Source organism: Agromyces molybdatiresistens (assembly GCF_052748445.2).
Genome location: NZ_CM188258.1, coordinates 2,412,248 through 2,437,385, shown reverse-complemented (window position 1 = coordinate 2,437,385; position 25,138 = coordinate 2,412,248). Strand labels below are relative to the sequence as shown.

Here is a 25,138-nt window from a genome sequence, read left to right as displayed (position 1 = left end):
GAGAGAACCGTGGCACTCCTCCTCCACCGCATCGGACGCTTCGCCTATCGCCGCGCCTGGGTCGTCATCGCCGCCTGGGTGCTCGCCCTCGGCGGCCTCGTCGGCGCCGGGATCGGCCTCGGCGGACAGCTCCAGGAGTCGTACTCCATCCCGGGGACCGAGTCGCAGGACGCGATCGACCAGCTCGCGGCCGTCTTCCCGCAGACGGCCGGCGCATCGGCGAAGGCCGTGGTCGAGGCGCCCGACGGCGACTCGGTCGAGAACGCCCCGTACCGCGACGCCATCGAGGACATGGAGTCCGAGCTCGAGGACGTCGACGGCGTCGCGAGCGTGCTCGGCCCGTTCGACGAGTACGCCGGCGACCAGGTCTCCGGCGACGCCCGCACCGCCTACATCCAGGTGCAGTTCGACGGCCAGGTGACGGATGTCACGGACGCGCAGATCGACGAGGTGCTGGCCACGGGCGAGATCGGCCGCGATGCCGGCCTCGAGGTCGCCTTCGGCGGCGAGGTGTTCCAGGAGACCACCTTCGGCCTCACCATCACCGAGGCGTTCGGCGTGATCTTCGCCGGCGTCGTCCTCCTCATCACCTTCGGCTCCCTGCTCTCCGCCGGGATGCCCCTGCTCACCGCCCTCGTGGGCGTGGGCACCGCATTCGGCGGCATCTCCGTCGTGGCCGCGTTCGCGACGGTCTCGAGCACGGCCCCCATGCTCGCCGTCATGATCGGCCTGGCGGTGGGCATCGACTACGCGCTGTTCATCCTGTCGCGTCACCGCACCCAGCTCGCACGGGGCATGGACCCGGAGGAGAGCGCGGCCGAGGCGGTCGCGACGGCCGGCGGCGCGGTCGTCTTCGCGGGCCTCACCGTCATCATCGCCCTCCTCGGCCTGCTCGTCGTCGGCATCCCGTTCCTCAGCGTCATGGGCGTGGGCGCGGCATTCGCGGTGCTCGTCGCCGTCTTCGGCGCCACCACGCTGCTGCCGGCCCTGCTGGGCCTCGCGAAGGGACGGCTCGCCCCGAAGCCCGGCAGTCGCGCCCACCGGCGCGCCGTCGCCTCCGACGACTCCGGCAAGCGCACCATGGGTCGCCGGTGGGTCGACACCGTGCTCAAGGCGCCGGTCGTGTTCGTGCTGCTCGTCGTCGGACTCCTCGGTGCGGCCGCCATCCCCGCCGCGAGCCTCGACCTCAACCTGCCCGGCGGGCAGGGCGAGGAGGGCACGAGCCAGCGCGAGGCGTACGACATGATCGCCGAGGGCTTCGGCCCGGGCTACAACGGGCCGCTCATCGTCACGGTCGACATCACGCAGACGACCGACATCTTCGACGACCTCGACGCGATCGGCGATCGCCTCGCCGAGGTCGACGGCGTCGCCTACGTCGGCGAGGGCCTGCCGAACGAGACCGTCGACACCGCGATCATCCAGGTCATCCCCGAGTCGGCGCCGACCGACCCCGAGACCAAGCAGGTCGTGCAGGACATCCGCGACCTCGAGGACGACATCGTCGACGAGTTCGGCACCCCGATCGCGGTCACCGGGTACACGGCGGTCTCGATCGACATCTCGCAGCGACTGAACGACGCACTCGTGCCGTTCGCGCTCATCGTCGTCGGACTCTCGATCATCCTGCTGCTCATCGTGTTCCGGTCGGTCTTCGTGCCGATCAAGGCCGCCCTCGGGTTCCTGCTCTCGGCGTTCGGTGCCATCGGCCTGACGGTCGCCGTCTTCCAGTGGGGGTGGCTCGCCGACCTCATGCACATCGAGCCGGGGCCGATCCTGAGCTTCCTGCCGATCCTGCTCATGGCGGTGCTCTTCGGCCTCGCCATGGACTACGAGGTGTTCCTCGTCTCGGGCATGCGCGAGGAGTTCGTCAAGACCCGCGATCCGCGCAGCTCGATCGTCCACGGCTTCCAGCATGCCGCCCGTGTGGTGACCGCCGCCGCGCTGATCATGTTCTTCGTCTTCTTCGCGTTCGTCCCGGAGGGCTCCGGCGTGATCAAGGGCATCGCCTTCGCCCTCGCCGTGGGCGTCGCGTTCGATGCGTTCCTCGTGCGGATGACGCTGGTCCCGGCCGCGATGGCGCTGGCCGGTCGCGGCGCGTGGTGGCTGCCGAAGTGGCTCGCCCGCATCCTGCCCGACGTCGACATCGAGGGGGAGGGGCTCCGTGCCCACCTCGCGGAGTCGGAGTGGGCGGCCGCCCGCGACGCCGACCTGCTCGCCGCCGACCTCCTCGTCGGCGACCCCGAACGCCCGCTCGGCCCGTTCTCGCTCGCGGTGCCCCGCGGCGGCGTGCTCGTGGTGCGCGGCCGCCCGGCCGATCGCCGGCTCCTCGGCGCGACCCTCGCCGGTCGCGTCCTTCCGGCCGACGGACGCCTCGCCGTGCTCGGCCTCCCGCTGCCCACCGATGCGGGTGCGGTCATGCGGCGCGTGGCGATCGCCGACACGGTGACGGATGCCGCGGCCGGCGCCACTGCGGGCGAACTGGTCGCCTCGCGGGTCGACGCGACCCGCGCGTGGTACCGACTCGACTCGACGCGCGCCGCGGTCGCCGCGGCGCTCCGCCGGGTCGCCGAGGCCCGCGCCGCCGCGCCCGACCCGCTCGCGTGGCGCACGCGGGCGCTCGACCCCGACACGCCGTACGCGTCGCTCGACACCCTCGACCGCGTGCTCGTCGCCGTCGCCGCGGCACTCGCCGAGCGACCGCGGGCCGTCGTCGTCGACCTCGACGGCGCGTCCAGCATCCCCGAGCGGTTGTGGCCGGCGCTCGCCTCGCTCGTGCCCGCCGACGTCCTGCTCATCGCGACCACGGCGCCCGACGCCGACCTCGAGCACGCCCCGGCGGCGTTCGGGGGTCGCGACATCCGCACGCTCGACCTCATCGCCCGCCCCCAGGAGGCCCTCCGATGACCCGCTCCGACTCCACCGCGCGCCCCGGCTCGACCGCCGGACGCCGCACACGTCGCGCCGCGCTCCTCGCGGCCGTGATCGCCGTTCCGCTCGCCGTCGCCGGCCTCGTCGCCGGCGCCATCGGCGGCGCCGACGAGCGCATGGACACGATCCCCGCGATCGTCGTGAACAACGACGAGATGGTCACGACGACCACGCCCGACGGCGAGGAGCAGCCCGTGCTCGCCGGTCGCCTGCTGGTGACCGAGCTCACGGGCGACGGCGAGACCGGCTTCGACTGGACGATCTCGAACGACGAGGAGGCTGCGGCCGCCCTCGCCGACGGCGAGGCCTACGCGGTGCTGACCATCCCCGCCGACTTCTCGGCGTCGGTCACCTCGCTCGCAGGCGACGCGCCGACGACGGCGGCGCTCGACATCCGCACCGACGACGCGCACAGCTACCTCGCGGGCACGATCGGCGCGACCGTCGGCGACGCGATCGCGACGACGTTCGGCCAGGAGCTCACCACGCAGTACCTGGAGGGCCTCTACGGCAACCTCGTGCAGGTCGGCGGCTCGCTCGGCGACGCGGCGGACGGCGCGGGGCAGCTCGCGGACGGTGCCGACGAGCTCGCGGGCGGGTTGGACCAGCTCGCGGGCGGCATCGGCTCCGCCGCCGACGGCACCGCGCAGGCGGCGGACGGCGCCGCGGCGTACGCCTCGGGCGTCGACCGGTACACGTCGGGCGTCGAGCAGATCGCAGGCGGACTCGGCACGCTCGACGCCGAGGCCGGCGGGCTCGACGGCATCACGTCGGGCGTCTCCCAGTACGTCGGCGGGGTCGCGCAGGCCGGGGCCGGGATCGACGACGGCATCGCGCAGTACGTCGGCGGGGTCGCGACCGCCGGGTCCGGAGTGGACGCGGGCATCGTCCAGGCCGTCGGCCTCACCCGGGCCGGCGTCGTCGGGGGCATCGAGGACTACGCGGTCGGCGCGCACCAGCTGGCCGACGGCGGCGATGCGCTCGTCGCGTCGCTCCCGCAGCTGCTCGCCGCCGACCCGACCGGGGCACTGGCCACGCAGGCGGTGTCGGAGTACGTGGCGAACGTGCACGGGCTCGCGCAGGGCGCCGACGCGCTGGCGGACGGGACGGACGGCGCGTTCTCGACCCTGCTCGCCGATGACGGCGAGTTGCGCACCGGCATCGCGGGCGCGTTCGACCAGCTCGTTGCCGGCGGCGATGCGCTCCGCGCGGGCACCGCGACCGGGTTCGATGAGCTCGCCGGCGGTGGCGCGGCGCTCGTGGCCGGCACGGGCTCGGGCATCGACGGTCTCCAGTCCGGCATCTCGCAGCTCTCGGGCGGTGCGTCGCAGGCCGCGGCGGGCTCGCCCGCGCTCCGCGACGGCGCCGACGGGCTGGCTTCCGGCGTGAGCGGCATCGCGAGCGGCCTCACCCAGCTGGGCGACGGCGCCGCGGCATCCGCCGACGGCGCCGCACAGCTGGCCGACGGCACCGGGGACCTCGCCGACGGGCTCGCGCAGGGCGCCGAGGGCACCTCCTCGCTCGAGGGGCTCGACCCCGAGGAGACGGCGGGCGTGGTCGCGGAGCCGGTCGTCTCGGAGGCGACGCGCGACAACGAGATCTCGACGTTCGGCGAGGTCGTCGCGATGCTCATCGGCCCCATCGGCCTCTGGCTGGGTGCGATGACGCTGTTCCTGGTGTTCCGTCCGCTCCGACGCGAGGCGCTCGAGTCGACCGCGCCGACCGGCCGGCTCGTCGCGCGCACGCTGTTCCGGGGCTCGCTCATCGGCCTCGCGCAGGCGGCCGCCGTCGTGCTCCTCATGCACACCGTGCTCGGCGTCGACTGGGCGCTGCTTCCGCAGACGCTGTCGTTCTCCGCGCTGCTCGCGGTCGTGTTCACCGCGATCCACGCGTTCCTCAGCGCCTGGCTCGGCCGCATCGGCACCGTGGTGTCGCTCGTGCTCGTGGTGCTCCAGCTCGCGGCATCCGGCGGCATCTACCCGCTCGAGGTCGTGAGCGGCCCCTACCAGGCGATCAGCCCGTTCCTGCCGCTCACCTGGGCGGTGCAGGGCATGCAGCTCATCGTCTCGGGTGCCGGCGGTTCAGGGGTCTGGGCCGCGGCCGGCGCGCTCATGCTGTTCGGCGTGCTCGGCGTCGCGGGCACGGCGATCGTGGTGTCGCGCCGTCGCGGCATCCGCTCGGCACCGCGGCTCGCACCCGCGACCGCCTGACGGGGCGCGTCGCACCCCGAAGCGGCGGCGTCGGGCCTCGGGCCCGGCGTCGCCGCGTCCGTTCGCTCGGGCCGGGCGGACCGATCGGCCGCCCCGACGAAGAGCGCGCGGTCGCCGCGTCTAGGAGTGCCGGCCCGGGATGATCGCGTCGATGACGCGGCGGAGCGGCGACTCGGGAGTCGGCTCCGCGGCATCCGCCACCGGGGCGACCGCGGTGTGCTCGCGTGCGAACGCCACGGTCTCGCGCAACATCGCCAGCCGCTCGGCCTCGGTCTTCGCCTTCCGGGTGTTGACCTCGGCGACGATCGAGCCGTCCCAGCCCTGGTCGGCGAGCATGCGCAGCACCTCGGCCACCGGCTCACGGCCCTTGCCCGGCAGCAGGTGCTCGTCGAAGATCTGGCCCTCGCCGATCGCCCCCGAGCCGTCGCAGAGGTGCACGTGCCGCAGCCGCTCGCCGAGGTCGACGGCGAGCTGCATGCTGTCAGTGCCTGAGAGCGCCGCGTGCGAGAAGTCGAGCGTGACCGCGTCGCAGTCCATCTGGCGCGGGTCCCAGCCGGGCGCGTACGCCTTCATGTTCCGGCCGGCCGCACGCCACGGGAACATGTTCTCCACCGCGATGGCGACCCCGTGCTCCTCGGAGAGGGTGCGCACGATGGGGAGGAACTCGAGCGCGTAGCTCGCCTGCCAGCGGAACGGCGGGTGCACCACGACGCTGTCGGCGCCGACGGCCCTCGCGAGCTCGGCCGTCCGGGCGAGCTTGACCCGCGGATCGCGACCCCACACGAAGTGGGTGAGCAGGAGCACCGGCGCATGGATCGAGAGGATCGGCAGCTCGTAGCGCTCCGACATCTCGAGGAGGGCATCGGGATCCTGCGTGGTCACCTCCTGGGTGACCATGATCTCAACGCCATCGAACCCGGCTTCCTTCGCGATGCGGAAGGCCTGCTCGGGTTCGAGGGGATACACGCAGGTGGTGCTCATACCGATAGGGATCATGAGGCTCGAAGTCTAGCCCCGACTGCTGGGGATCGGGTGGGGACCTTCGACTGTTAGCCTGATCCCCGAGCCGCCAGGAGGATCCGACGACGTGAAGCCCGCCATCGACTCCGAGACCGAACCCGAGGTCCAGCCGATCTACGACATGGTCGTGGTCAGCAACCGTCTGCCCGTCGACTACGTCGGCGGCGAGGGTGCCGACACGAAGTGGAAGGCGTCGCCGGGAGGCCTCGTCACGGCCCTGGAGCCGGTCATGCGGGCGAACGACGGCGCCTGGGTCGGATGGGCCGGCGTCGCCGATCGCGAGTTCGCGCCGTTCGAGCACGACGGCATCTCGATCGTGCCCGTGCCGCTCTCGGCCGGCGAGATCGAGGAGTACTACGAGGGCTTCTCGAACGACACGCTGTGGCCGCTGTACCACGACGTCATCGCGCCGCCCAGCTTCCACCGGGAGTGGTGGGAGGCGTACGTCGCCGTCAACCGACGCTTCGCCGAGGCTGCGGCCGCGGCCGCAGCCGAGGGCGCCGTCGTCTGGGTGCAGGACTACCAGCTGCAGCTCGTGCCGCGCATGCTGCGGGAGGCCCGGCCCGACCTCGTCATCGGCTTCTTCAACCACATCCCGTTCCCCGCGTACGGCATCTACTCCCAGCTGCCCTGGCGGCGCCAGGTCATCGAGGGGCTGCTCGGCGCCGACGTGATCGGCTTCCAGCGGGCGGCGGATGCCGGCAACTTCACCCGGGCGGTCCGGCGGCTGTTCGGCTACAAGACCCGCGGCACCGTGGTCGACGTGCCCGCTGTCGACGGCACGGTCCGCCACGTCGTGGCGCGCCACTTCCCGATCTCGATCGACGCGGCGGCCTTCGAGGAGCTCGCCCGCGATCCGGCGGTGCAGGAGCGCGCCCGCGCCATCCGCCGCAGCCTCGGCGACCCCGACATCGTGATGCTCGGCGTCGACCGGCTCGACTACACCAAGGGCATCCGCCACCGCATCAAGGCGTTCGGCGAGCTGCTCCGCGACGGTCGGCTCACGGTCGAGCAGGCGACGCTCGTGCAGGTCGCGAGCCCCTCGCGCGAGCGCGTCGAGACGTATCGCCAGCTGCGCGACGAGATCGAGCTCGCCGTGGGCCGGCTGAACGGCGACCACTCCACCCTGGGGCACCCCGCGATCACGTACCTCCACCACGGGTACCCGCGGCAGGAGATGGCCGCCCTCTACCTCGCCGCCGACGTCATGCTGGTCACCGCGCTCCGCGACGGCATGAACCTGGTCGCGAAGGAGTACGTCGCGAGCCGCTACGACGACGACGGCGTACTGCTGCTCAGCGAGTTCACCGGCGCCTCCGACGAACTCCGCCAGGCGATCCTCGTGAACCCGCACGACATCGAGGGCCTGAAGGACGCGATGGTCGAGGCCACGCAGATGCCCAAGCGCGAGCGCGCCCGGCGCATGCGCGTGCTCCGCAAGCGCGTCAAGGAGAACGACGTCGCGAACTGGTCCGCGACCTTCCTCGAGACCCTGACCGGGGTCGGCACGATCGAGCCGGGAGTCCCCGACGCGCTGCGCGCGGCGGTCGCCCGACTCGCCGAGGTGCCGCGCCTGCTCGTCGCACTCGACTTCGACGGCACCCTCGCGCCGATCGTCGATCGTCCCGAGGACGCCCGCTCGACCGAGCGTGCGCGCACCGCGATCGAGCGGATGTCGGAGCACGAGGACACGCGCGTCGCGCTGGTCTCCGGGCGCGCGCTCGACAGCCTCAAGGAGGTCGCGTCGCCGCCGGTGGCCGCCCTGCTCAGCGGGTCGCACGGGGTCGAGCTGCAGCTCGACAGCGCGGGCGAGGTGACGATCGACCTGCGCGAGGGCGAGCTCACGCGGCTCGAGCAGCTCATCGAGATCGTCGAGCAGGCGGCGTCCGCCGCCGACGGCGCATGGGTCGAGCGCAAGCCCGCGGGCATCGCGCTGCACACCCGCAAGCTCGGCGCCGGTGCCGGAGCGGCCCTGCAGCGCAGCGCACGTGAACGGGTCGAGGAGGCGCTTCCGGGACTCGCGACCCGCAGCGGGAAGAACGTCCTCGAGTTCGCGGTGCGCGCCAGCGACAAGGGCGAGGCGCTGCTGCGGCTGCGCCAGCACGCCGGCGCCGACGCGGTGCTCTACGTCGGCGACGACGTGACCGACGAGGACGCCTTCGCCGTGCTGGAGGGCGAGGACGTCGGCGTGAAGGTGGGCCAGGGCAAGTCCCTCGCCGCGCACCGGCTCAAGGGCCCCGACGACGTCGCCCAGCTCCTCGAGCTCATCGCCGACGCTCGCGACGCCGCGCGCTGAAGGTCGCGTCGCGACATCCGCCCCGCCCTCGAGCGGCGGTGAGGGATGCCGCGGTGAGCGCCGGACGCGCGACGAAAACGGTCTCCGTCGGCCCGTAGACTCGACCCATGTCGGAGATCGATCCCAAGCCCCGCAGTCGCGTCGTCACGGATGGCATCGAGGCCACCACCAGCCGGGGGATGCTCCGCGCGGTCGGGATGGGCGACGCCGACTGGGACAAGCCGCAGATCGGCATCGCGTCGTCGTGGAACGAGATCACGCCCTGCAACCTGTCGCTCGGGCGCCTCGCGCAGGCCGCGAAGGAGGGCGTGCACGGCGGCGGCGGCTACCCCCTGCAGTTCGGCACCGTCTCGGTCTCCGACGGCATCTCGATGGGTCACGAGGGCATGCACTTCTCGCTCGTCTCACGCGAGGTCATCGCCGACTCGGTCGAGGTCGTCATGCAGGCCGAGCGGCTCGACGGCTCGGTGCTCCTCGCGGGCTGCGACAAGTCGATCCCGGGCATGCTGATGGCGGCAGCCCGGCTCGACCTCGCGTCGGTGTTCCTCTACGCGGGCTCGATCGCGCCCGGCTGGGTGCGCCTGTCCGACGGCACCGAGAAGGACATCACGATCATCGACTCGTTCGAGGCCGTCGGCGCGGTCAAGGCGGGCAAGATGAGCGAGGCCGACGCCAAGCGCATCGAGTGCGCGTTCGCACCCGGCGAGGGTGCCTGCGGCGGCATGTACACCGCGAACACCATGGCCTCCGTCGCGGAGGCGCTCGGCCTCTCGCTGCCGGGCTCGGCATCGCCCGCCTCGGCGGACCGTCGTCGCGACTACTACGCGCACCGCTCGGGCGAGGCCGTGGTGAACCTGCTGAAGCAGGGCATCACGGCGCGTCAGATCCTCACCAAGGAGGCCTTCGAGAACGCCATCGCCGTCGGCATGGCGCTCGGCGGGTCGACGAACATCGTGCTGCACCTGCTCGCCATCGCGCGCGAGGCCGAGGTCGAGCTCACGCTCGACGACTTCAACCGCATCGGCTCGAAGGTGCCGCACATCGGCGACCTCAAGCCCTTCGGCAAGTACGTCATGAACGACGTCGACCGCCGCGGCGGCCTGCCCGTGCTCATGAAGGCGCTGCTCGACGCCGGACTCATGCACGGCGATGCGCTCACGGTCACCGGCAGGACGCTCGCCGAGAACCTCGCCGAGATGGACATCGCGCCGCTCGACGGCGAGGTGCTCCGCACGCTCGACAACCCGATCCACGAGACGGGCGGCCTCACGATCCTGCACGGCTCGCTCGCGCCCGAGGGCGCGGTCGTCAAGACCGCGGGCTTCGACGCGGCGACGTTCGAGGGCCCCGCGCGGGTGTTCGAGCGCGAGCGCGCCGCGATGGACGCGCTGACCGCCGGCGAGATCAGGCACGGCGACGTGGTCGTGATCCGCTACGAGGGCCCCAAGGGTGGTCCCGGCATGCGCGAGATGCTCGCGATCACCGCGGCCATCAAGGGCGCTGGCCTCGGAAAAGATGTACTACTCTTGACGGACGGTCGATTCTCAGGCGGCACAACCGGCCTGTGCATCGGCCATCTGGCACCCGAGGCGGTGGACGCAGGTCCGATCGCCTTCGTGCGCGATGGTGATCTGATTCGGGTCGATATCGCGGCTCGTTCCATCGACCTACTGGTCGACGAATCCGAGCTGGCAGCCCGCCGCGACGGCTGGGCTCCGCTTCCCCCGCGCTACACCCGAGGCGTCCTCGCGAAGTACTCCAAGCTCGTGCGCTCCGCAGCCGAAGGCGCGACCACGGGCTGAGGCTCTCGCCTGTCCCGAACCCACCAGCACCATGAACAGGAATCGAATGTCCACGGAAGCCAATCCCGTGCCATCGCCCGCCACCCTGTCGCAGTCCCAGAACGGGCCCGAGATGCTCACCGGAGCCGAGGCGGTCGTGCGATCGCTCGAGCTCATCGGCATCACCGACGTGTTCGGCCTGCCCGGCGGTGCGATCCTGCCCGTCTACGACCCGCTGCTCGACAGCCGCCGCCTGCGGCACATCCTGGTCCGTCACGAGCAGGGCGCCGGCCACGCCGCCGAGGGGTACGCGTCGTCGACCGGCAAGCTCGGCGTCGCCATCGCGACCTCGGGGCCGGGCGCGACGAACCTCGTCACCGCCATCGCCGACGCGCACATGGACTCGGTGCCGCTGCTCGCGATCACCGGCCAGGTGTTCTCGAACCTCATGGGCACCGACGCGTTCCAGGAGGCCGACATCGTCGGCATCACGATGCCGATCACGAAGCACTCCTTCCTGGTCAAGCGCCCCGAGGAGATCCCCGCGACGATCGCCGCCGCGGCGCACATCGCCTCGACGGGCCGCCCCGGCCCGGTGCTCGTCGACATCACGAAGGACGCGCAGCAGGCGACCTTCGCGTTCTCGTGGCCGCCGAAGATGGACCTGCCCGGCTACCGGCCGATCACGAAGGCGCACGGCAAGCAGGTGCTCGCCGCCGCCCAGCTCATCGCCGAGGCCAAGCGACCCGTGCTCTACGTCGGCGGCGGCATCATCCGCGCCGGCGCATCCGACGAGCTGAAGGCCCTCGCCGAGGCGACCAGGGCACCCGTCGTGACGACGCTCATGGCGCGCGGCGCGTTCCCCGACTCGCATCCGCAGCACCTCGGCATGCCCGGCATGCACGGCACCGTGCCCGCGGTGCTCGCGCTGCAGGAGTCCGACCTGCTCATCGCGCTCGGCGCCCGCTTCGACGATCGCGTGACCGGCAAGGCCGCGCTGTTCGCGCCCGACGCCAAGGTCGTGCACGTCGACATCGACCCGGCCGAGATCGGCAAGATCCGTGCGGCCGACGTGCCGATCGTGGGCGACGCGAAGGAGGTCCTCGTCGACCTGCTCTCCGCGTACCGCGAGGTCACGAAGGCCGGTGCGCCCGACATCGAGGAGTGGTGGGCGACGCTGGACGGCCTGCGGTCGGAGTTCCCGCTCGGGTTCTCGCCGACCTCAGACGGGTTGCTCGCGCCGCAGTACGTGATCCAGCGCATCGGCGAGCTGACCGGGCCCGAAGGCGTCTACGCCGCAGGTGTCGGCCAGCACCAGATGTGGGCGGCGCAGTTCATCAAGTACGAGCGTCCGAACTCGTGGCTGAACTCCGGCGGCGCCGGCACCATGGGCTACGCGGTCCCCGCGGCCATGGGCGCCAAGGTCGCCGAGCCGAACCGCACCGTGTGGGCGATCGACGGCGACGGCTGCTTCCAGATGACGAACCAGGAGCTCGCGACATGCACCCTGAACGACATCCCGATCAAGGTCGCCGTGATCAACAACTCCTCGCTCGGCATGGTCCGCCAGTGGCAGACCCTGTTCTACGACGGCCGGTACTCCAACACCGACCTGAACACGGGCCACGACACCGTGCGGGTGCCCGACTTCGTGAAGATGGCCGAGGCCTACGGCGCGCTCGGCATCCGCGTGACGAAGGAGGAGGAGGTCGACGCGGCGATCAAGCTCGCGCTCGAGACCAACGACCGCCCGGTCGTGATCGACTTCGTCGTCTCCGCCGACGCCATGGTGTGGCCGATGGTCCCGCAGGGCGTCTCCAACTCCTACATCCAGTACGCCCGCGACCACTCGCCGGCCTTCAGCCAGGAGGACTGAACATGTCGACCCACGTGCTCTCCCTCCTCGTCGAGGACAAGCCCGGCCTGCTGACCCGCGTCGCGGGCCTGTTCGCCCGGCGCGGCTTCAACATCGAGTCGCTCGCGGTGGGCCATTCCGAGATCGACGGCCTCTCGCGCATCACGGTCGTCGTCGACGTGGAGGACCTTCCGCTCGAGCAGGTCACGAAGCAGCTCAACAAGCTCGTGAACGTGATCAAGATCGTCGAGCTCGACCCGGCGCAGTCGGTGCAGCGCGAGCACCTGCTCATCAAGGTGCGCGTCGACAACACGACGCGCTCGCAGGTGCTCGAGGCGGTCAACCTCTTCCGCGCCCGCGTGGTCGACGTGTCGACCGACGCGCTCGTGATCGAGGTCACCGGCGATTCAGGCAAGACCACCGCACTGCTGAAGGTCCTCGAGCCCTACGGCATCAAGGAGATCGCCCAGTCCGGGCTCCTCGCCATCGGTCGCGGCGGCAAGTCGATCACCGAACGCGTCTTCAAGAACTGACCAGCGGATGCCGCGGCGTCGCGCCGAGGCATCCGTCACCTGAACCCCACCCAAGGAGAAAGAACAGCAATGGCTGAGATCTACTACGACAAGGACGCCGACCTCTCGCTCATCCAGGGCAAGAAGGTCGCCGTCATCGGCTACGGCTCGCAGGGCCACGCGCACGCGCAGAACCTCCGCGACTCGGGCGTCGAGGTCGTCATCGGCCTCAAGGAGGGGTCGAAGTCGACCCAGAAGGCCGAGGAGGCCGGCTTCGAGGTCAAGAGCGTCGCGGACGCCTCGGCGTGGGCCGACGTCGTCGTCATCCTCGCTCCCGACCAGTTCCAGCGCCACATCTACGCCGACTCGGTGAAGGACAACCTGAAGGAAGGCGACACCCTCGTCTTCGGCCACGGCTTCAACGTGCGCTTCGGCTACATCCAGGCGCCCGAGGGTGTCGACGTGATCCTCGTCGCGCCGAAGGCGCCCGGCCACACGGTGCGCCGCGAGTTCGTCGCCGGCCGCGGCATCCCCGACATCATCGCGGTCGAGCAGGACGCCTCGGGCACCGCGTGGGACCTCGCGAAGTCGTACGCCAAGGCCATCGGCGGCACCCGCGCCGGCGTCATCAAGACGACCTTCACGGAAGAGACCGAGACCGACCTGTTCGGCGAGCAGGCCGTGCTCTGCGGCGGCGTCTCGCAGCTCGTCCAGTACGGCTTCGAGACCCTCACCGAAGCCGGCTACCAGCCCGAGATCGCCTACTTCGAGGTGCTCCACGAGCTCAAGCTCATCGTCGACCTCATGTGGGAGGGCGGCATCTCCAAGCAGCGCTGGTCGGTCTCCGACACCGCCGAGTACGGCGACTACGTCTCGGGCCCCCGCGTCATCGACCCGCACGTCAAGGAGAACATGCAGGCCGTGCTCGCCGACATCCAGTCGGGCGCGTTCGCCAAGCGCTTCATCGACGACCAGGACAACGGCGCCAAGGAGTTCCTCGAGCTCCGCGCCAAGGGCGAGGGGCACCCGATCGAGACCACCGGCCGCGAGCTGCGCAAGCTCTTCGCCTGGACCCAGGTCAGCGAGGACGACTACGTCGACGGCGAGGTCGCTCGCTGACGCTCGCGTCCGCGCGCGTCGTCGTAGTCGGCGACGCTGTGCCGGTGGCGCCTTCGGCGCAGGGTGACGGCGAGGTCGCCCGCTGACGCTCGCGTCCTCGCGCGTCGTCGTGGTCGGCGACGCTGTGCCGATGGCGCCTTCGGCGCAGGGCGACGGCGAGGTCGCTCGCTGAGACCTACCTCCGCTGGTCGAGTAGGCGCGCCAGCGCCGTATCGAGACCTGGAACGGCCTGCTCGGGATGCCCGAGCAGGCCGTTCCTCGTCTGCGCTGTGCGCACATGAGCAAATCGGTCCACGCCCCTTGTCACGGCGGATCACGCTGTGATCCCATCTGATCCCATGACCCGACACACGGACCCTCACCCTCACCCCGAACCCGCCCCGCGCTGGTGCTCCTGCGCCGTCCCCGACGAGGAGGTCGCGCCCGCGGCATCCGGTCTCAGCCGACGCCACGTGCTGATCGGCGCGTCCGCCGCGAGCGTGCTGGCCGCTGCCGGCTGGCCCGCCGCCGCACAGGCCGCACCTCGCGACGGCAACGTGAAGATCACGATCATGGGCACGTCCGACCTGCACAGCAACGCCGTCAACTGGGACTACTACAAGGACGCGACCTACAGCGACAGCGCCGGCAACGCCATCGGCCTCGCGCGGGTCTCGAGCGTGGTGAACCAGGTCCGCGCCGATCGCGGTCGCGAGCACACGCTCCTCTTCGATGCGGGCGACACCATCCAGGGCTCGCCGCTCGGCTTCTACTACGCGCTCGTCGACCCGGTGACCGAGTCGGGCGCCGTGCACCCGATCGCCGCCCAGATGAACGCGATCGGGTACGACGCCGTCGCGCTCGGCAACCACGAGTTCAACTACGGCCTCGAGTTCCTCGACCACTGGATCGGCCAGATGGACGCCGACGTGCTCGCCGCGAACGCGGTGCACGCAGGAACCAGGGTGCCCGCCTTCACGCCGTACACGATCAAGACCATGAAGGTGAAGGGCCGCCCGCCGGTCCGCGTCGGGGTCCTCGGCCTCACCAACCCCGGCGTCGTCATCTGGGACAAGGCGAACGTGAGCGGCAGGATCGAGGTCCAGGGCCTCGTCGAGGTGGCCGCGCGCTGGGTGCCGGTGATGAAGCAGGCGGGCGCCGACATCGTGGTCGTCAGCGCCCACTCGGGCGACAGCGGCACCTCGTCGTACGGCGACGACCTGCCCGTCGAGAACGCCGCCGCACTCGTCGCCGAGCAGGTGCCCGACGTCGACGTCATCCTGTTCGGGCACGCGCATCGCGACGTCCCGGAGCGGTTCGTCACGAACGCCGCGACCGGCCGTCGCGTGATCATGAGCGAGCCGAAGAACTGGGGCCAGCGGGTCAGCGTCTTCGACCTCGAGCTCGAGTTCGCGCGCGGCAGGTGGAGCGTCGCCGACGCCGCGGCGCTCACGGTGAACACGAACACCGTCGTCGACGACCCGGCGCTCGTCTCGGTCATCCGGGCCCAGCACGACGCGGTCGTGACGTACGTCAACACGCCGGTCGCGACGTCCACCGAGGCGCTCTCGGCGGCCGAGGCCTGCTGGAAGGACACCCCGATCCTCGACTACGTGAACGCGGTGCAGACCGCGACCGTGGCCGCGGCCGTGGCGGGCTCGCCCGAGGCGTCCCTGCCGATCGTGTCGATCGCGGCGCCGTTCAACCGGGGGGCGACCTTCCCGGCGGGCCAGGTGACGATCAAGGATGTCGCGGGGCTGTACATCTACGACAACACCCTGCTTGCCTCCGTGCTCACCGGCTCGCAGATCATCGACTACCTCGAGTACTCGGCGAAGTACTTCGCCGAGGTCGACCCGGCCGCGCCGGTCGCCCCCGCATCGTGGACGAACAATCTCGGCACGCCCGACTACAACTACGACCAGTTCTCGGGGATCGACTACGACGTCGACATCTCGCAGCCGGTGGGTTCGCGGATCACGAACGTCACGTACGCGGGTGCGCCGGTGACGCCCGACCAGCAGTTCCTCGTCGCGGTGAACAACTACCGCCAGTCGGGCGGCGGCGGCTTCCCGCACATCGCGACGGCGCCGGTGGTCTACAACGCGCAGGTCGCCATCCGCGAGGCCATCGTCTCGTACGCCTCGGACTCGGGGGTCATCGACCCGGCCGACTTCCACGTCGAGAACTGGCGCCTCGTCAGGAACGGGACGCCCGTGTTCTGATCGACTTCCGGCGCGCATCCGCGCGGCGGAGTCGGCTTCGGCCGGCCCCGACGTCGTCGCGATTCTGCCCGCTTCACCGTGTCGGCGTCGCCGACGTGCAGGTCAGCGCTCGCCGAATCCACAGGTCGAGCGGTACGGCCCGAGATCGGCGAGGTAGGTGAGCCATTCATCCTCGGTGAGGTCGCGACCAGCCATCCTGCACGCGGCATCCGCGTGTGATGACGGGCGCAGGTCCCACAGTGCGATCCCGGCCGGGACGTTCACCGCGAGTTCCGTCCCATCGGCGCGAATCACTCCCGAGTACACGCCGCCGAGGGGGTAGTTCCATTCTCCGGACACGGGGATGGGACCGCCGAGCTGAACGCCGCCCACGAGGTCGTAGAGGGTGACGGTGTTGTCCAGGGAGTACGCGCTCAGGAGGCGGCCATCAGCGCTGACGTTCACGGCGTCGAGGCCGCCCGTCGAGCCCGGGAGAGCGCCGATCTTGGCGAACGTGCCGGCATCGTGGCGGACGATGGATTGGTAGCGGATCGTGCCGACGATCTCGTCCCGCGCGGTCATCGCCGTCAATCCGATTCTCACCAGACCGGCCCGAATCCGCTCGCCCGTCTCCGCATCGAGAAGGACCGAGCTGGGTATGTACTCGTCGTTCCAGCTCGTCACGAGTACGCGGGTGCCATCGGGATTCGTCGTGATCAGGACCGGATACTCGCCGCCGGTCTGCATCGTCGGTTCGGTGCGGCGGCCCGTTGCGGAATCGATCGTCCAGATCTCCCCTCCTGGCCTGCCGACGTACAGCCGGTCGCCCGGGGCGTTCATCCAGACGCTCTCGAGGTCCTCGGGGAGTGGATCACCCGAGTAGCGCTCCCCGGTCCGGATGTCGAGGTAGCCGGTTCGGTGCGGGCCCTCGCCGCCGAAGTCGCCGAGTAGGATCGATTCGCCCGCCCACATGACGCCGAACGAAGGCGTGGGAACGCGGAAGAGCAGCTCCTCCGTGCGTGTGTCGAGCACGGCGAACTCGCGATAGTCCCCCCACCACTCCAGGCCGTCGGTTCGGCGTGCGACGAGCAGGCTCGAGCCGGTGCGTGAGTACCGATCGCGGATCGCCCAACCGGGCGCGATGACCCGCGTGACGGCCCCGGAACCGTCAAGCTTCCACCGCGTGATCGCCGCGGTCCGGCCGATGACCACGAGCTCGCGACGATCCTCCACGACCGACATCGTGCCGACGAACCCGAGCTGTGGGTCGAACGAACGCTCGGTCGGCGCTCCGGTGTCGAGGCTTCGCTCCTCGATGTGACCGAACAGGTCACCGCAGTACACGGTCCGGAGTCCGACGGATGCAGTCACCCACGGGCACGGATCGTCGGTCGTCGTCACCAACTGCTGCGACCAGTCGATCCGAGCCGCGGTGAGGTCGACGGAGGAGATCCACCGGTCTCCGGTGGTGATGATGCGGGTGTCGGACACGACGGCCATGGCGACGTTCGTCGAGTCCGGTGGCATGGGCACTGTGGCGACGACGGCGGCTGCGTCCGGGTCCACCAGATACAGCGGGCCCTCGACGGTGCCGTACACCAGCGATCCGCTGGGTGTGAATCGCACCGCGCCGGCTCGATCGGTGCTTTCCTGCGCGTCATGGACGGGTGTCCCGGCGACCTCTCGGATCGAGCCGGTGTTCGCATCGATGACCCGCAGGCTGCCGTTCTCGTCGATCGCTGCGATCAGGTCGCCCTCATGGTTTATGGCGATGGAACTGAGTGGGAAGTCCAGTGCGATCGTCGGCCGGATCAGCGAGCCGGTCGAGAGGTCGGCGGTGGACAGATGTATCGCCACCTGCGTGTCGTCCTCATCGAAGATCCGCTCCGCGTAGGCGGCCCGGGCCCCGTTTCCGCTGACCGTCGGACCGAATCGGGTGTCGAAGTCCCGCGCCACGTTGGGCAGGTCGACGTCGTACAACCGCCTGCCGGAGTCGATGTCGTACACCGCCGCCCAGTCCGGGGTCATCGCGACGGCGCGCCGCGTGCCCGGAATGTGCGCGCCCGACATGCGGTCGAGGTCGTCGAGATGCGTCGTCGCGAGCAGACCGTGGGAACTCGTCATCGCGCCCATGAGGGCGGAGTTCGCACGAGCGTCGTCGGGCCACCGTCGATGGGCTTCCACGGCCAGGAGCGCCGCGACATCTCGGTCGGTCGCCTGGAGAGATCGTGCCGTGCTCGTGAGGGCCTCGACCTGCGCGGTGCGCCGCTGCTCGGCAGTCTCCGCCGACCCGGCTGCCACGAACCCGCCGGCGGTCACCGCGACGGCGAACAGCGCCACGGAGCCCCCGAGCGCCACGCGGAGACGACGATTCTGACGCCGGTCGTGCTCTGCGCGGTGCTCGATCTCCTCCACCGCAGCCCGCTCCCGAACTGCGGAGGCATCGAGGAACGCGGATTCGGCGGGCGTGAGTTCGGGGGAGGCCGAGTCCCGCCACATGAGGGCGTTGCCGAGCCGGGCTCCGCGGTACAGGTCTTCGTCGGGGCGTCCGTCCGCCTCCCACGATTCGGCGGCCGTCGCGAGTGCCTGCATCGTGCGCACGCCTTCTGCGTCGTCCTCCAACCAGCCGCGGAGTCGCGGCCACGCCGTGGCGAGCGACTCGTGCGCGACGACGAGCGAATCCTCCTCGGTGCTCACCAGTCGCGCGCGGGCGAGGCTGGTGAGGACCCGATCATGCGCGAGGTCCGAGCGCATCGGTCGGATCGGGATCCGCCGACGCATCGGAGCACCATCCGCACCGATCACGACGAGGCGGAGGAACGTGGATCGACAGGTGGCCCGGGCCTCAGGATCGAGTGACAGGTAGAGGTGATCGGCGGACTTGGCGATCGCGCCCGAGATCCCACCCGAATCCTCGTACCCCGAGACCGTGAGCGTCGATCCCTCCCGACGCGCCCACGTCTCGACGAGCGCATGCGAGACGTGCGGCAGCACGCCAGGCGCCCCGGCCGCGTCTCGGAGGATGAGTTCCACCAAGCCGGGTTCCAGGCGAAGACCCGCGAGCGCGGCCGGTTCCTCGATGGCGCTGCGCAGACCTTCCGGCGTCAACGGCCCCACGAGGTACACCCCCTCCGCGAAGAGCGGCCCGATGCCGTGCGCAGCGGCGCAGGCGCTGAGGAAGTCGGCTCGGACGGCGACGATGACCCGTCGGCCGGCGGCGACGGCCGCGGCGATCGCCGAGCCCACCGCCTCGACGTGCGATTCCGGCAGCCCGGAATGGAAGAGCTCCTCGAACTGGTCGATGGCGACGACGGTTCCCTCGCGCTCCACGAGCGCCTCACGGATCCGGTCGATCGGGGCGGCCCCCGTGCCGAGGACCACGACCTGATCCCCGCGCGCACGAAGCGCGGGCACGATCCCGGCGAGCAGCAGCGAGGACTTGCCGCTGCCGGAAGCCCCTGAGATCGCCAGGAACGCGGAACCGGCGAGGCGCACGAGGACGGCCCTCACGTCGGCGTCTCGGCCGAAGAACTCGTCGGCATCCTTGGTGCCGAACGCCTGGAGCCCGCGGTACGGACAGGCGGCGTCGGCGGTCGGAGCGGCCGACGGTACGTCCAGCGCGGCATCCTGATTGAGGATCGCGTTCTCCAAGGAGGTGAGTTCCACGCCGGGGGAGATCCCCAGTTCGTCGGCCAGTCGTGCGCGCGCGGCGCGCAGGGCCGCGAGGGCGTCCGCCTGCCGACCGGACCTGTACAGTGCGGTCGCGAGGATCGCCCAGCCGCGCTCGCGGAGCGGATCGGTCCGCACGCGACGCTCGGCATCCGGGACGACGGCCCGGTGCTCGCCGCTCTCGAGGCGCGCCATCAGCAGGTCCTCTTCGGCGATCACCCGGATCTCCTCGAGTCGATCCGCCTCGATGACTGCCGGCGGCCATTCGCCGAGGTCCGAGTAGGGCCTGCCGTTCCAGAGGGCGAGCGCGCGCTCGATCAGGTCGACGGCACGCGAGGGATCGCCGTTCGTGCGATGCCCCGCCGCCGCGTCGAGGAGCCCTTCGAATCGGACGGCGTCGATGGCGTCGCCGGCGACATGGAGGCGGTAGCCTGCTCGCGTCGTGCCGATCGCCGCGGAGCCGAGCGCCCGACGGACGTGCCCCACGAACGCCTGCAACTGCTTGCGCCAGGTGCTGGGCAGGTCATCGCCCCACACCGCATCCGCGAGTTCGGACGGCGAGACGACATTCCCGGCTCGGAGGACGAGGACGGCGAGCAGCGAACGCTCCTTGGGGCTGAGCCGATCGCCGTCGATCGTGAGGTCACCGAGTACTCGGATCTCCACACCTGCAGTGTGTTCCCCCGGCGTTCGGTGTGTCAACGAACGTCGAGCGCGAGCCATACCCGTTCCATACCGACGCGTCACTGGTCCATACCGGTGTGGCGGAACCTGCGGTCATGAACACCATGAAGCGCACACGGAAGACCGCCATCGGCGTCGCCCTGGCCGCGATGCTGACCACCGGACTCGGCGCCTGCGCCGGGACCGCCCACACCTTCACGTCCGCCGAGCGGCGGGCGAGCGACCTCAGCCACGAGGTGGAGCGCGCCCAGAACCGCGTCGACGCCTTCGCGCCGCGGCAGGAATACCGCGACCAGGCCGAGCGCCGGCTCGGGGCGGGACATTCAAAGGAGGTCGTGTCGCACTACCTCGACCTGGCTGAACGCCGACTCGGGCTGGCCGGCCGTTGACCCCCGGTGAGCCGCTCGGCGGGGCCGGTTCGGGTCGGCCCCGCAGAGCGGGTTCCCAGGCGGCGGGGTCAGCCCTTGCCGCCCTTGCCCTTCCCGGTGCCGCCCTTGACCACGATGGTCGTGGCGTTCACGTTGTTGCCCTGGTCCGGGTCGGGCGTGGCGCTCGTCACGTCGGCGTCGTTCTGGATCGTGCCGACACTGCCGTTCGCCTGCGCCTCGATGACGAACTGTACCGTGGCGCCTGCCGGCACGGTGTCGGCGGTGCAGGTCACCTCGTGGGCCGCCGAGTCATAGGTGCACTGCGGCGACACGTACTGCACCACCAGCTTCTTCGCGGTCAGCGGCAGGTCGTCGAACACCACCACGTCCTGCGCATCCGACGGACCGCCGGTGCCGCAGTTCGGCGACGGCGTCGACTGCGCGTCCTGCTCGCAGCCGGTGTCGTTGTGCACCGTGAGCGTGAAGACGATCACGGGCGCCGGGTTGCCCGACCGCATCTCGGCGGTCTTGTCGAGCCACAGGTCCGCCGCGGTGTCGACTTCGGTCGTCTCCGTCACCTCGTTGTCCGAGGCGTCCGGGTCCGGCGTGTCGGAGGACACCGTGGCGGTGTTGGACAGGACCGCGTCCGGCGGCAGCGACGGATCGACCGTGACCGTCACGTAGACCGTCATGCTCTCACCGGGTTCGAGGTCGCCCAGGTCGCAGACGACCGTGCCGACCTGCACGAGCGCGCACACCGTGGTGCCGTTGCCGTCGACACCCTCGACGAACGTGGTGCCGTCGGGGAGCTCGTCGGTGAGGAGCACCGAGGTCGCGGTGGACGGACCGTCATTCGTCACGGTGATCGTGTAGGTGAGGTCGTCACCTGCGAGCACCGGGTCGGGCGAATCGGTCTTCGTGACCGACAGGTCCGCGGACGCGTCGACGTCGGTGACGACCGTGTCGAGGTTGTCCGAGAGGTCGCTGTCGAAGGTGTCGCTGCCGACGCGCGCATCATCGTGCAGTTCGCCCGTGAAGTCGGGCAGGATCCGCACGACGACCGTCATGGTGCGCGTCGCTCCCGGCGCGAGGTTGCCGAACGAGCATTCGCTCGGTCGTGCGGCATCGCCGGGGACACCGGCGTTGCACGACGCGCCGCCCGATGCCGACACCGAGACGATCTCCACGCCGATCGAGACGGAATCCGTCAGCACGACGCCCGAGGCGGTGGACGGCCCGTGGTTCTCGATCGAGAGCGTGTAGGTGATCTCGGTCCCGGCGACCGCGGTCGGGGGTCCGGTCTTGTCGACCGAGAGGTCGGCGACGGCCATCACGCTGATCGACTCCTGCGCCTCGTTGTTCGACTGATCCGGATCCGGCGTCGGCGACGTCACCCGGACGACGTCGTTGATATCGACGTCCTCGGTAGCGGAGACCTCGACGACGATGGTCGCCCTGCCGCCCGCGGACGGCGAGGCCGCCGCAAGGTCGCCGATCTGGCACGTCACCACACCGCCGCTCACGGCGCACGAGCCCTGGCTCGGGGTGATCGCCCCGAACGTGAAGGCGCCGTCGCTGAGGTTGGTGTCGGTCACGACGATGTCGCGCGCCGACGAGGGCCCGAGGTTGTCGACGAAGATCGTGCACGTGCCCGTCTCGCCCGCGGGGAGCTCGTCGTCGGGCTTGCAGACCTTCGTGACGGCGAGGTCGCTGCGCTCCTGGACGAACGTGTACTCCGTCGAGGAGTTGTTCGTCAGGTCGTCGTCGACGCTCGCACCGGAGACGGTCACGACGTTCTCGATGCGGAGCGTCCCGTCGTCCTCGTCCACGACCGCGTCGGCGTGCACGCGGGTCTTCACGACGATCTCGCGCGACTCCCCGACGGGGATGTCTCCGACGGAGCACGTGAGCCGATGCTCGACGGCGTCGTACGTGCAGTCGCCGTCGTCGGACAGGTAGTCGAGGTCGTCGGGTAGTTCGTCGACGACGACGACCCCGGCCGAGGCATCCGGCCCGTCGTTCGTCACGGTGATCGTGTAGAACAGCTCCTCCCCGGCGATCACGGGGTCGGGGGAGTCCGACTTCTCCACGCGCAGATCGGCGATCGGGATGAGGTCGGAGATACCCTCGACCAGCCAGCTGCCGCGACCCATCGTGCCGACGAGCAGCACGTCGTCGCCCGCGTCGAACGTCAGGTCGAACGAGACCACGTTCGGCAGGCCCGCGCCGAGTTCGGCCCAGACGCCGAGGTTCTGCGTCTGGCTCATGAAGACACCGGTGTCGGTGCCGGCGAACAGCGCGAGCACCTCCGTGCCGGGCACCGGGACGATCTCGAGCGAGCGGATCGTGGCGCCGGGTGCGACCGTTCCGAGGTTGCCCGTGGCATCGGTGAAGGACCCACCGGCATCGGTGGTGCGCATCACCTGCGTGGCCGTCGAGACGAACGCGTCGGCCCAGTTCTCGGGGTTGAGCACGATGTCGGTGGTCACGCCGCTCGTCCACCCCGGCAGCGCCGCGGGCGTGCCGGCGCCGCTGCTCCGGAGGAACAGTGCGCCGTTCGAGTCGCCGTACCAGAGGACGCCCGCGTTGTCGGCTCCACCGGCGCGGCCGCCGTATGCGATGGCACGCGTGGTGCCGACGCCGGCGCCGAGGCTGTTGACGATGATCGAGAGGTTGTCGAGCGAGTCGGTCGACTCGTACACGCGGTTCGACGTCACGATGAACCGCGTCTGATCGACGTCGTTCATCACGAGGGGCGTGTACAGGGGCAGCGTGGAGTTGCCTGCGGCGTTCGTCTCGAACTGCTGCAGCGTCTGCCCCTGCCCGGCCACGTTGAATCCCGGCGCGGAGTTCACGCAGAGGTTCGCCGCGGTGCAAGCGCGGCGCAGGAAGGATCCGGCGCCGAGGTTGTTCGAGCTGCTGAAGCGAACGGATGCCGCTCCGCTGTCGTTCACCGCGACGAATCCGCCGTCGCCGGCGCTCAGCGTCTCCCAGCTGGTCGAGCCGGACGAGGACTGCTCCGGAGCGCCGGTGTCCTGGTCGCCGCACAGGATGAGGTCGCCCACGTTGTCGTAGTCGCACGAGTGGTGCTCGCTGATCTGCAGGTCGCCGTTGAGCGACTGCCATTCGCCGTTGCCGGTCGACGGGTCGGTCTGCCGGTAGATGCCTCCGTCGTCACCCTCGAGGATGTCGCCGTTGGCGTCGAAGACCATCTCGCGCGAATCGGCGTGCGGTGAGCTGTCGTCGCTCGTCCCGCTGTGGGTCAGGGGCACGCACTGACTCCCGGCTGCGAGCCCGGCGTCGCATCGGAAGAGCCGGCCGCTGAAGTCGTCGGCACCGATGGAGTTCGGGAAGGATCCGGCGTTCGGTCCGGCGTCGAGCGGTTGCCGGTCCCCGCCGAGGTAGACGACGTCCGGATCGGAAGCGTCCGCCAGGATCGAGAAGTGGACGCCGCCCTGCCCGCCGGGCTTCTCCCGCGGCTGCAGGCCGACGATCACGCCGCCCTCGTTGGTCGTCGGGGTGTCGAGCTGGGTCCAGTTCGCACCCTGGTCGGGCGAGCGCCACAGGCCGTTCAGCTGGCCGCCGTTCACGACGCCCGCGTAGACGATGTTGTCGGTGCCGTCGGCGTGCACCGCGAGTTCGAGGTTGTTCGTGGTCGCGTTGTTGATGCCGGTCACCTGATTCGTGACATTCGTCCACGTCGAGCCCGTGTTCGTGCTGCGGAAGATGCCCTGCTGCGAGCCCGCGTACAGCACTGTCGGATCCGACGGGTCGCCGACGAGGTCGAAGACGCCGATGTTCGGCAGTCCGCTGGTGCCGTCGCCCGAGAGGCGGGTGAAGTTGGCGCCGCCGTCGGTGCTGCGGAAGATGCCGCCCTGGCCCGCACCGAACACGTTGCTGTTGGCATTGGACGCCACGACGATCGTCGCGCCGCGGGGCGCGACGCCCGAGATGCTCTCGCCGGCGAGTTGGGCCGCGCCGAGCGGCGTCCAGGTCGTTCCGGCGTCCGCGGTGCGGAGCAGCCCGTTCAGCGGCCCGGAGGTCCGGCCGAAGGAGCTGACCCGGGCGATGCCGGCGAGGAGGACGGTGTCGCTCGCGACCGTCGGGTCGAGTTCGAGCGCACCGATCGAGAGGCTGGACTGCTGGTCGGTCAGCGGCGTCCAGTGGGGCGAGGTCGACGTGGCGTCGTTGGTGCGCCACACGCCGCCGTTGACCGTTCCGATCCACGCGATGTCGGGATCGTCGGGGTGTGCGACGACCGTGTGCACCGCGCCGGCGACCTCGTCGTCCGGCGACACCGATTCGACCTGGCCTCCGGTGATCGGGCTCGGACCCTGCGCGACGTAGTCGGCCTCGATCGTCGCCGCACCCGCCCCCGCGCCCGGCGCGAGGATCTGGGTACTGAGGAAGACGGCCGCTGCGAGTGCAGCCAGGAACCCCTTCTTCGATGAATCTGCGGTCTGTTCGGCGACGCGCTCGGTCATCACAACCCCCTCGGTGCGTCCCGGGG

The 25,138-nt window shown here is 70.7% G+C and carries 12 protein-coding genes; 9 read left to right on the top strand and 3 right to left on the bottom strand.

The window, feature by feature from the left end; genetic code table 11:
- Nucleotides 1–9: 9 nt before the first annotated feature.
- Both ACULK2_RS11200 and ACULK2_RS11195 read left to right on the top strand, forming a co-directional pair.
- The gene (locus tag ACULK2_RS11200; RefSeq protein ID WP_445967318.1) at nt 10–2,907 is read left to right on the top strand and encodes an MMPL family transporter; all 2,898 of its coding nucleotides are present in this window, start codon (nt 10–12) and stop codon (nt 2,905–2,907) included.
- Nucleotides 2,904–5,141 (top strand): YhgE/Pip family protein, encoded by a 2,238-nt coding sequence (locus ACULK2_RS11195; RefSeq protein ID WP_445967317.1) that lies wholly within the window; start codon nt 2,904–2,906, stop codon nt 5,139–5,141. The genes ACULK2_RS11200 and ACULK2_RS11195 overlap by 4 nt, the downstream gene beginning before the upstream one ends.
- Before the next feature lie 120 nt (nt 5,142–5,261).
- Here ACULK2_RS11195 and ACULK2_RS11190 read toward each other — a convergent pair whose 3' ends face one another.
- The gene (locus tag ACULK2_RS11190) at nt 5,262–6,122 is read right to left on the bottom strand and encodes a sugar phosphate isomerase/epimerase family protein (protein WP_445967316.1); all 861 of its coding nucleotides are present in this window, start codon (nt 6,120–6,122) and stop codon (nt 5,262–5,264) included.
- 160 nt (nt 6,123–6,282) lie between these two features.
- Here ACULK2_RS11190 and ACULK2_RS11185 point away from each other — a divergent pair, with 160 nt between their 5' ends.
- From ACULK2_RS11185 to ACULK2_RS11160, 6 genes are all read left to right on the top strand, one after another.
- Nucleotides 6,283–8,457, top strand: coding sequence for a bifunctional alpha,alpha-trehalose-phosphate synthase (UDP-forming)/trehalose-phosphatase (locus ACULK2_RS11185; protein ID WP_445967590.1), 2,175 nt, complete (start codon nt 6,283–6,285; stop codon nt 8,455–8,457).
- A 107-nt stretch (nt 8,458–8,564) separates the two neighbouring features.
- Nucleotides 8,565–10,259 (top strand): dihydroxy-acid dehydratase, encoded by a 1,695-nt coding sequence (gene ilvD, locus ACULK2_RS11180; RefSeq protein ID WP_445967315.1) that lies wholly within the window; start codon nt 8,565–8,567, stop codon nt 10,257–10,259.
- Between the two features lie 46 nt (nt 10,260–10,305).
- Nucleotides 10,306–12,114, top strand: coding sequence for an acetolactate synthase large subunit (locus tag ACULK2_RS11175; RefSeq protein ID WP_501044918.1), 1,809 nt, complete (start codon nt 10,306–10,308; stop codon nt 12,112–12,114).
- A 2-nt stretch (nt 12,115–12,116) separates the two neighbouring features.
- Nucleotides 12,117–12,626, top strand: coding sequence for an acetolactate synthase small subunit (gene ilvN / locus ACULK2_RS11170; RefSeq protein ID WP_129233991.1), 510 nt, complete (start codon nt 12,117–12,119; stop codon nt 12,624–12,626).
- 69 nt (nt 12,627–12,695) lie between these two features.
- Complete coding sequence (ilvC, locus tag ACULK2_RS11165; RefSeq protein ID WP_445967314.1) at nt 12,696–13,724, top strand: ketol-acid reductoisomerase; 1,029 nt, start codon at nt 12,696–12,698, stop codon at nt 13,722–13,724.
- A 338-nt stretch (nt 13,725–14,062) separates the two neighbouring features.
- Nucleotides 14,063–15,928, top strand: a complete 1,866-nt coding sequence (locus ACULK2_RS11160) for a bifunctional metallophosphatase/5'-nucleotidase (protein WP_445967313.1) — start codon at nt 14,063–14,065, stop codon at nt 15,926–15,928.
- Nucleotides 15,929–16,030: 102 nt separating this feature from the next.
- Here the strand turns inward: ACULK2_RS11160 and ACULK2_RS11155 are convergent, their stop codons facing one another.
- A complete protein-coding gene (locus ACULK2_RS11155; protein WP_445967312.1) occupies nt 16,031–20,242 on the bottom strand; it encodes an nSTAND1 domain-containing NTPase in 4,212 nt (1,403 codons plus the stop codon).
- A 113-nt stretch (nt 20,243–20,355) separates the two neighbouring features.
- Between ACULK2_RS11155 and ACULK2_RS11150 the strand changes: the two genes are divergently transcribed.
- The gene (locus tag ACULK2_RS11150; RefSeq protein WP_445967311.1) at nt 20,356–20,649 is read left to right on the top strand and encodes a hypothetical protein; all 294 of its coding nucleotides are present in this window, start codon (nt 20,356–20,358) and stop codon (nt 20,647–20,649) included.
- Between the two features lie 68 nt (nt 20,650–20,717).
- Here the strand turns inward: ACULK2_RS11150 and ACULK2_RS11145 are convergent, their stop codons facing one another.
- Nucleotides 20,718–25,112 (bottom strand): DUF7927 domain-containing protein, encoded by a 4,395-nt coding sequence (locus ACULK2_RS11145; RefSeq protein WP_445967310.1) that lies wholly within the window; start codon nt 25,110–25,112, stop codon nt 20,718–20,720.
- Nucleotides 25,113–25,138 lie beyond the last annotated feature (26 nt).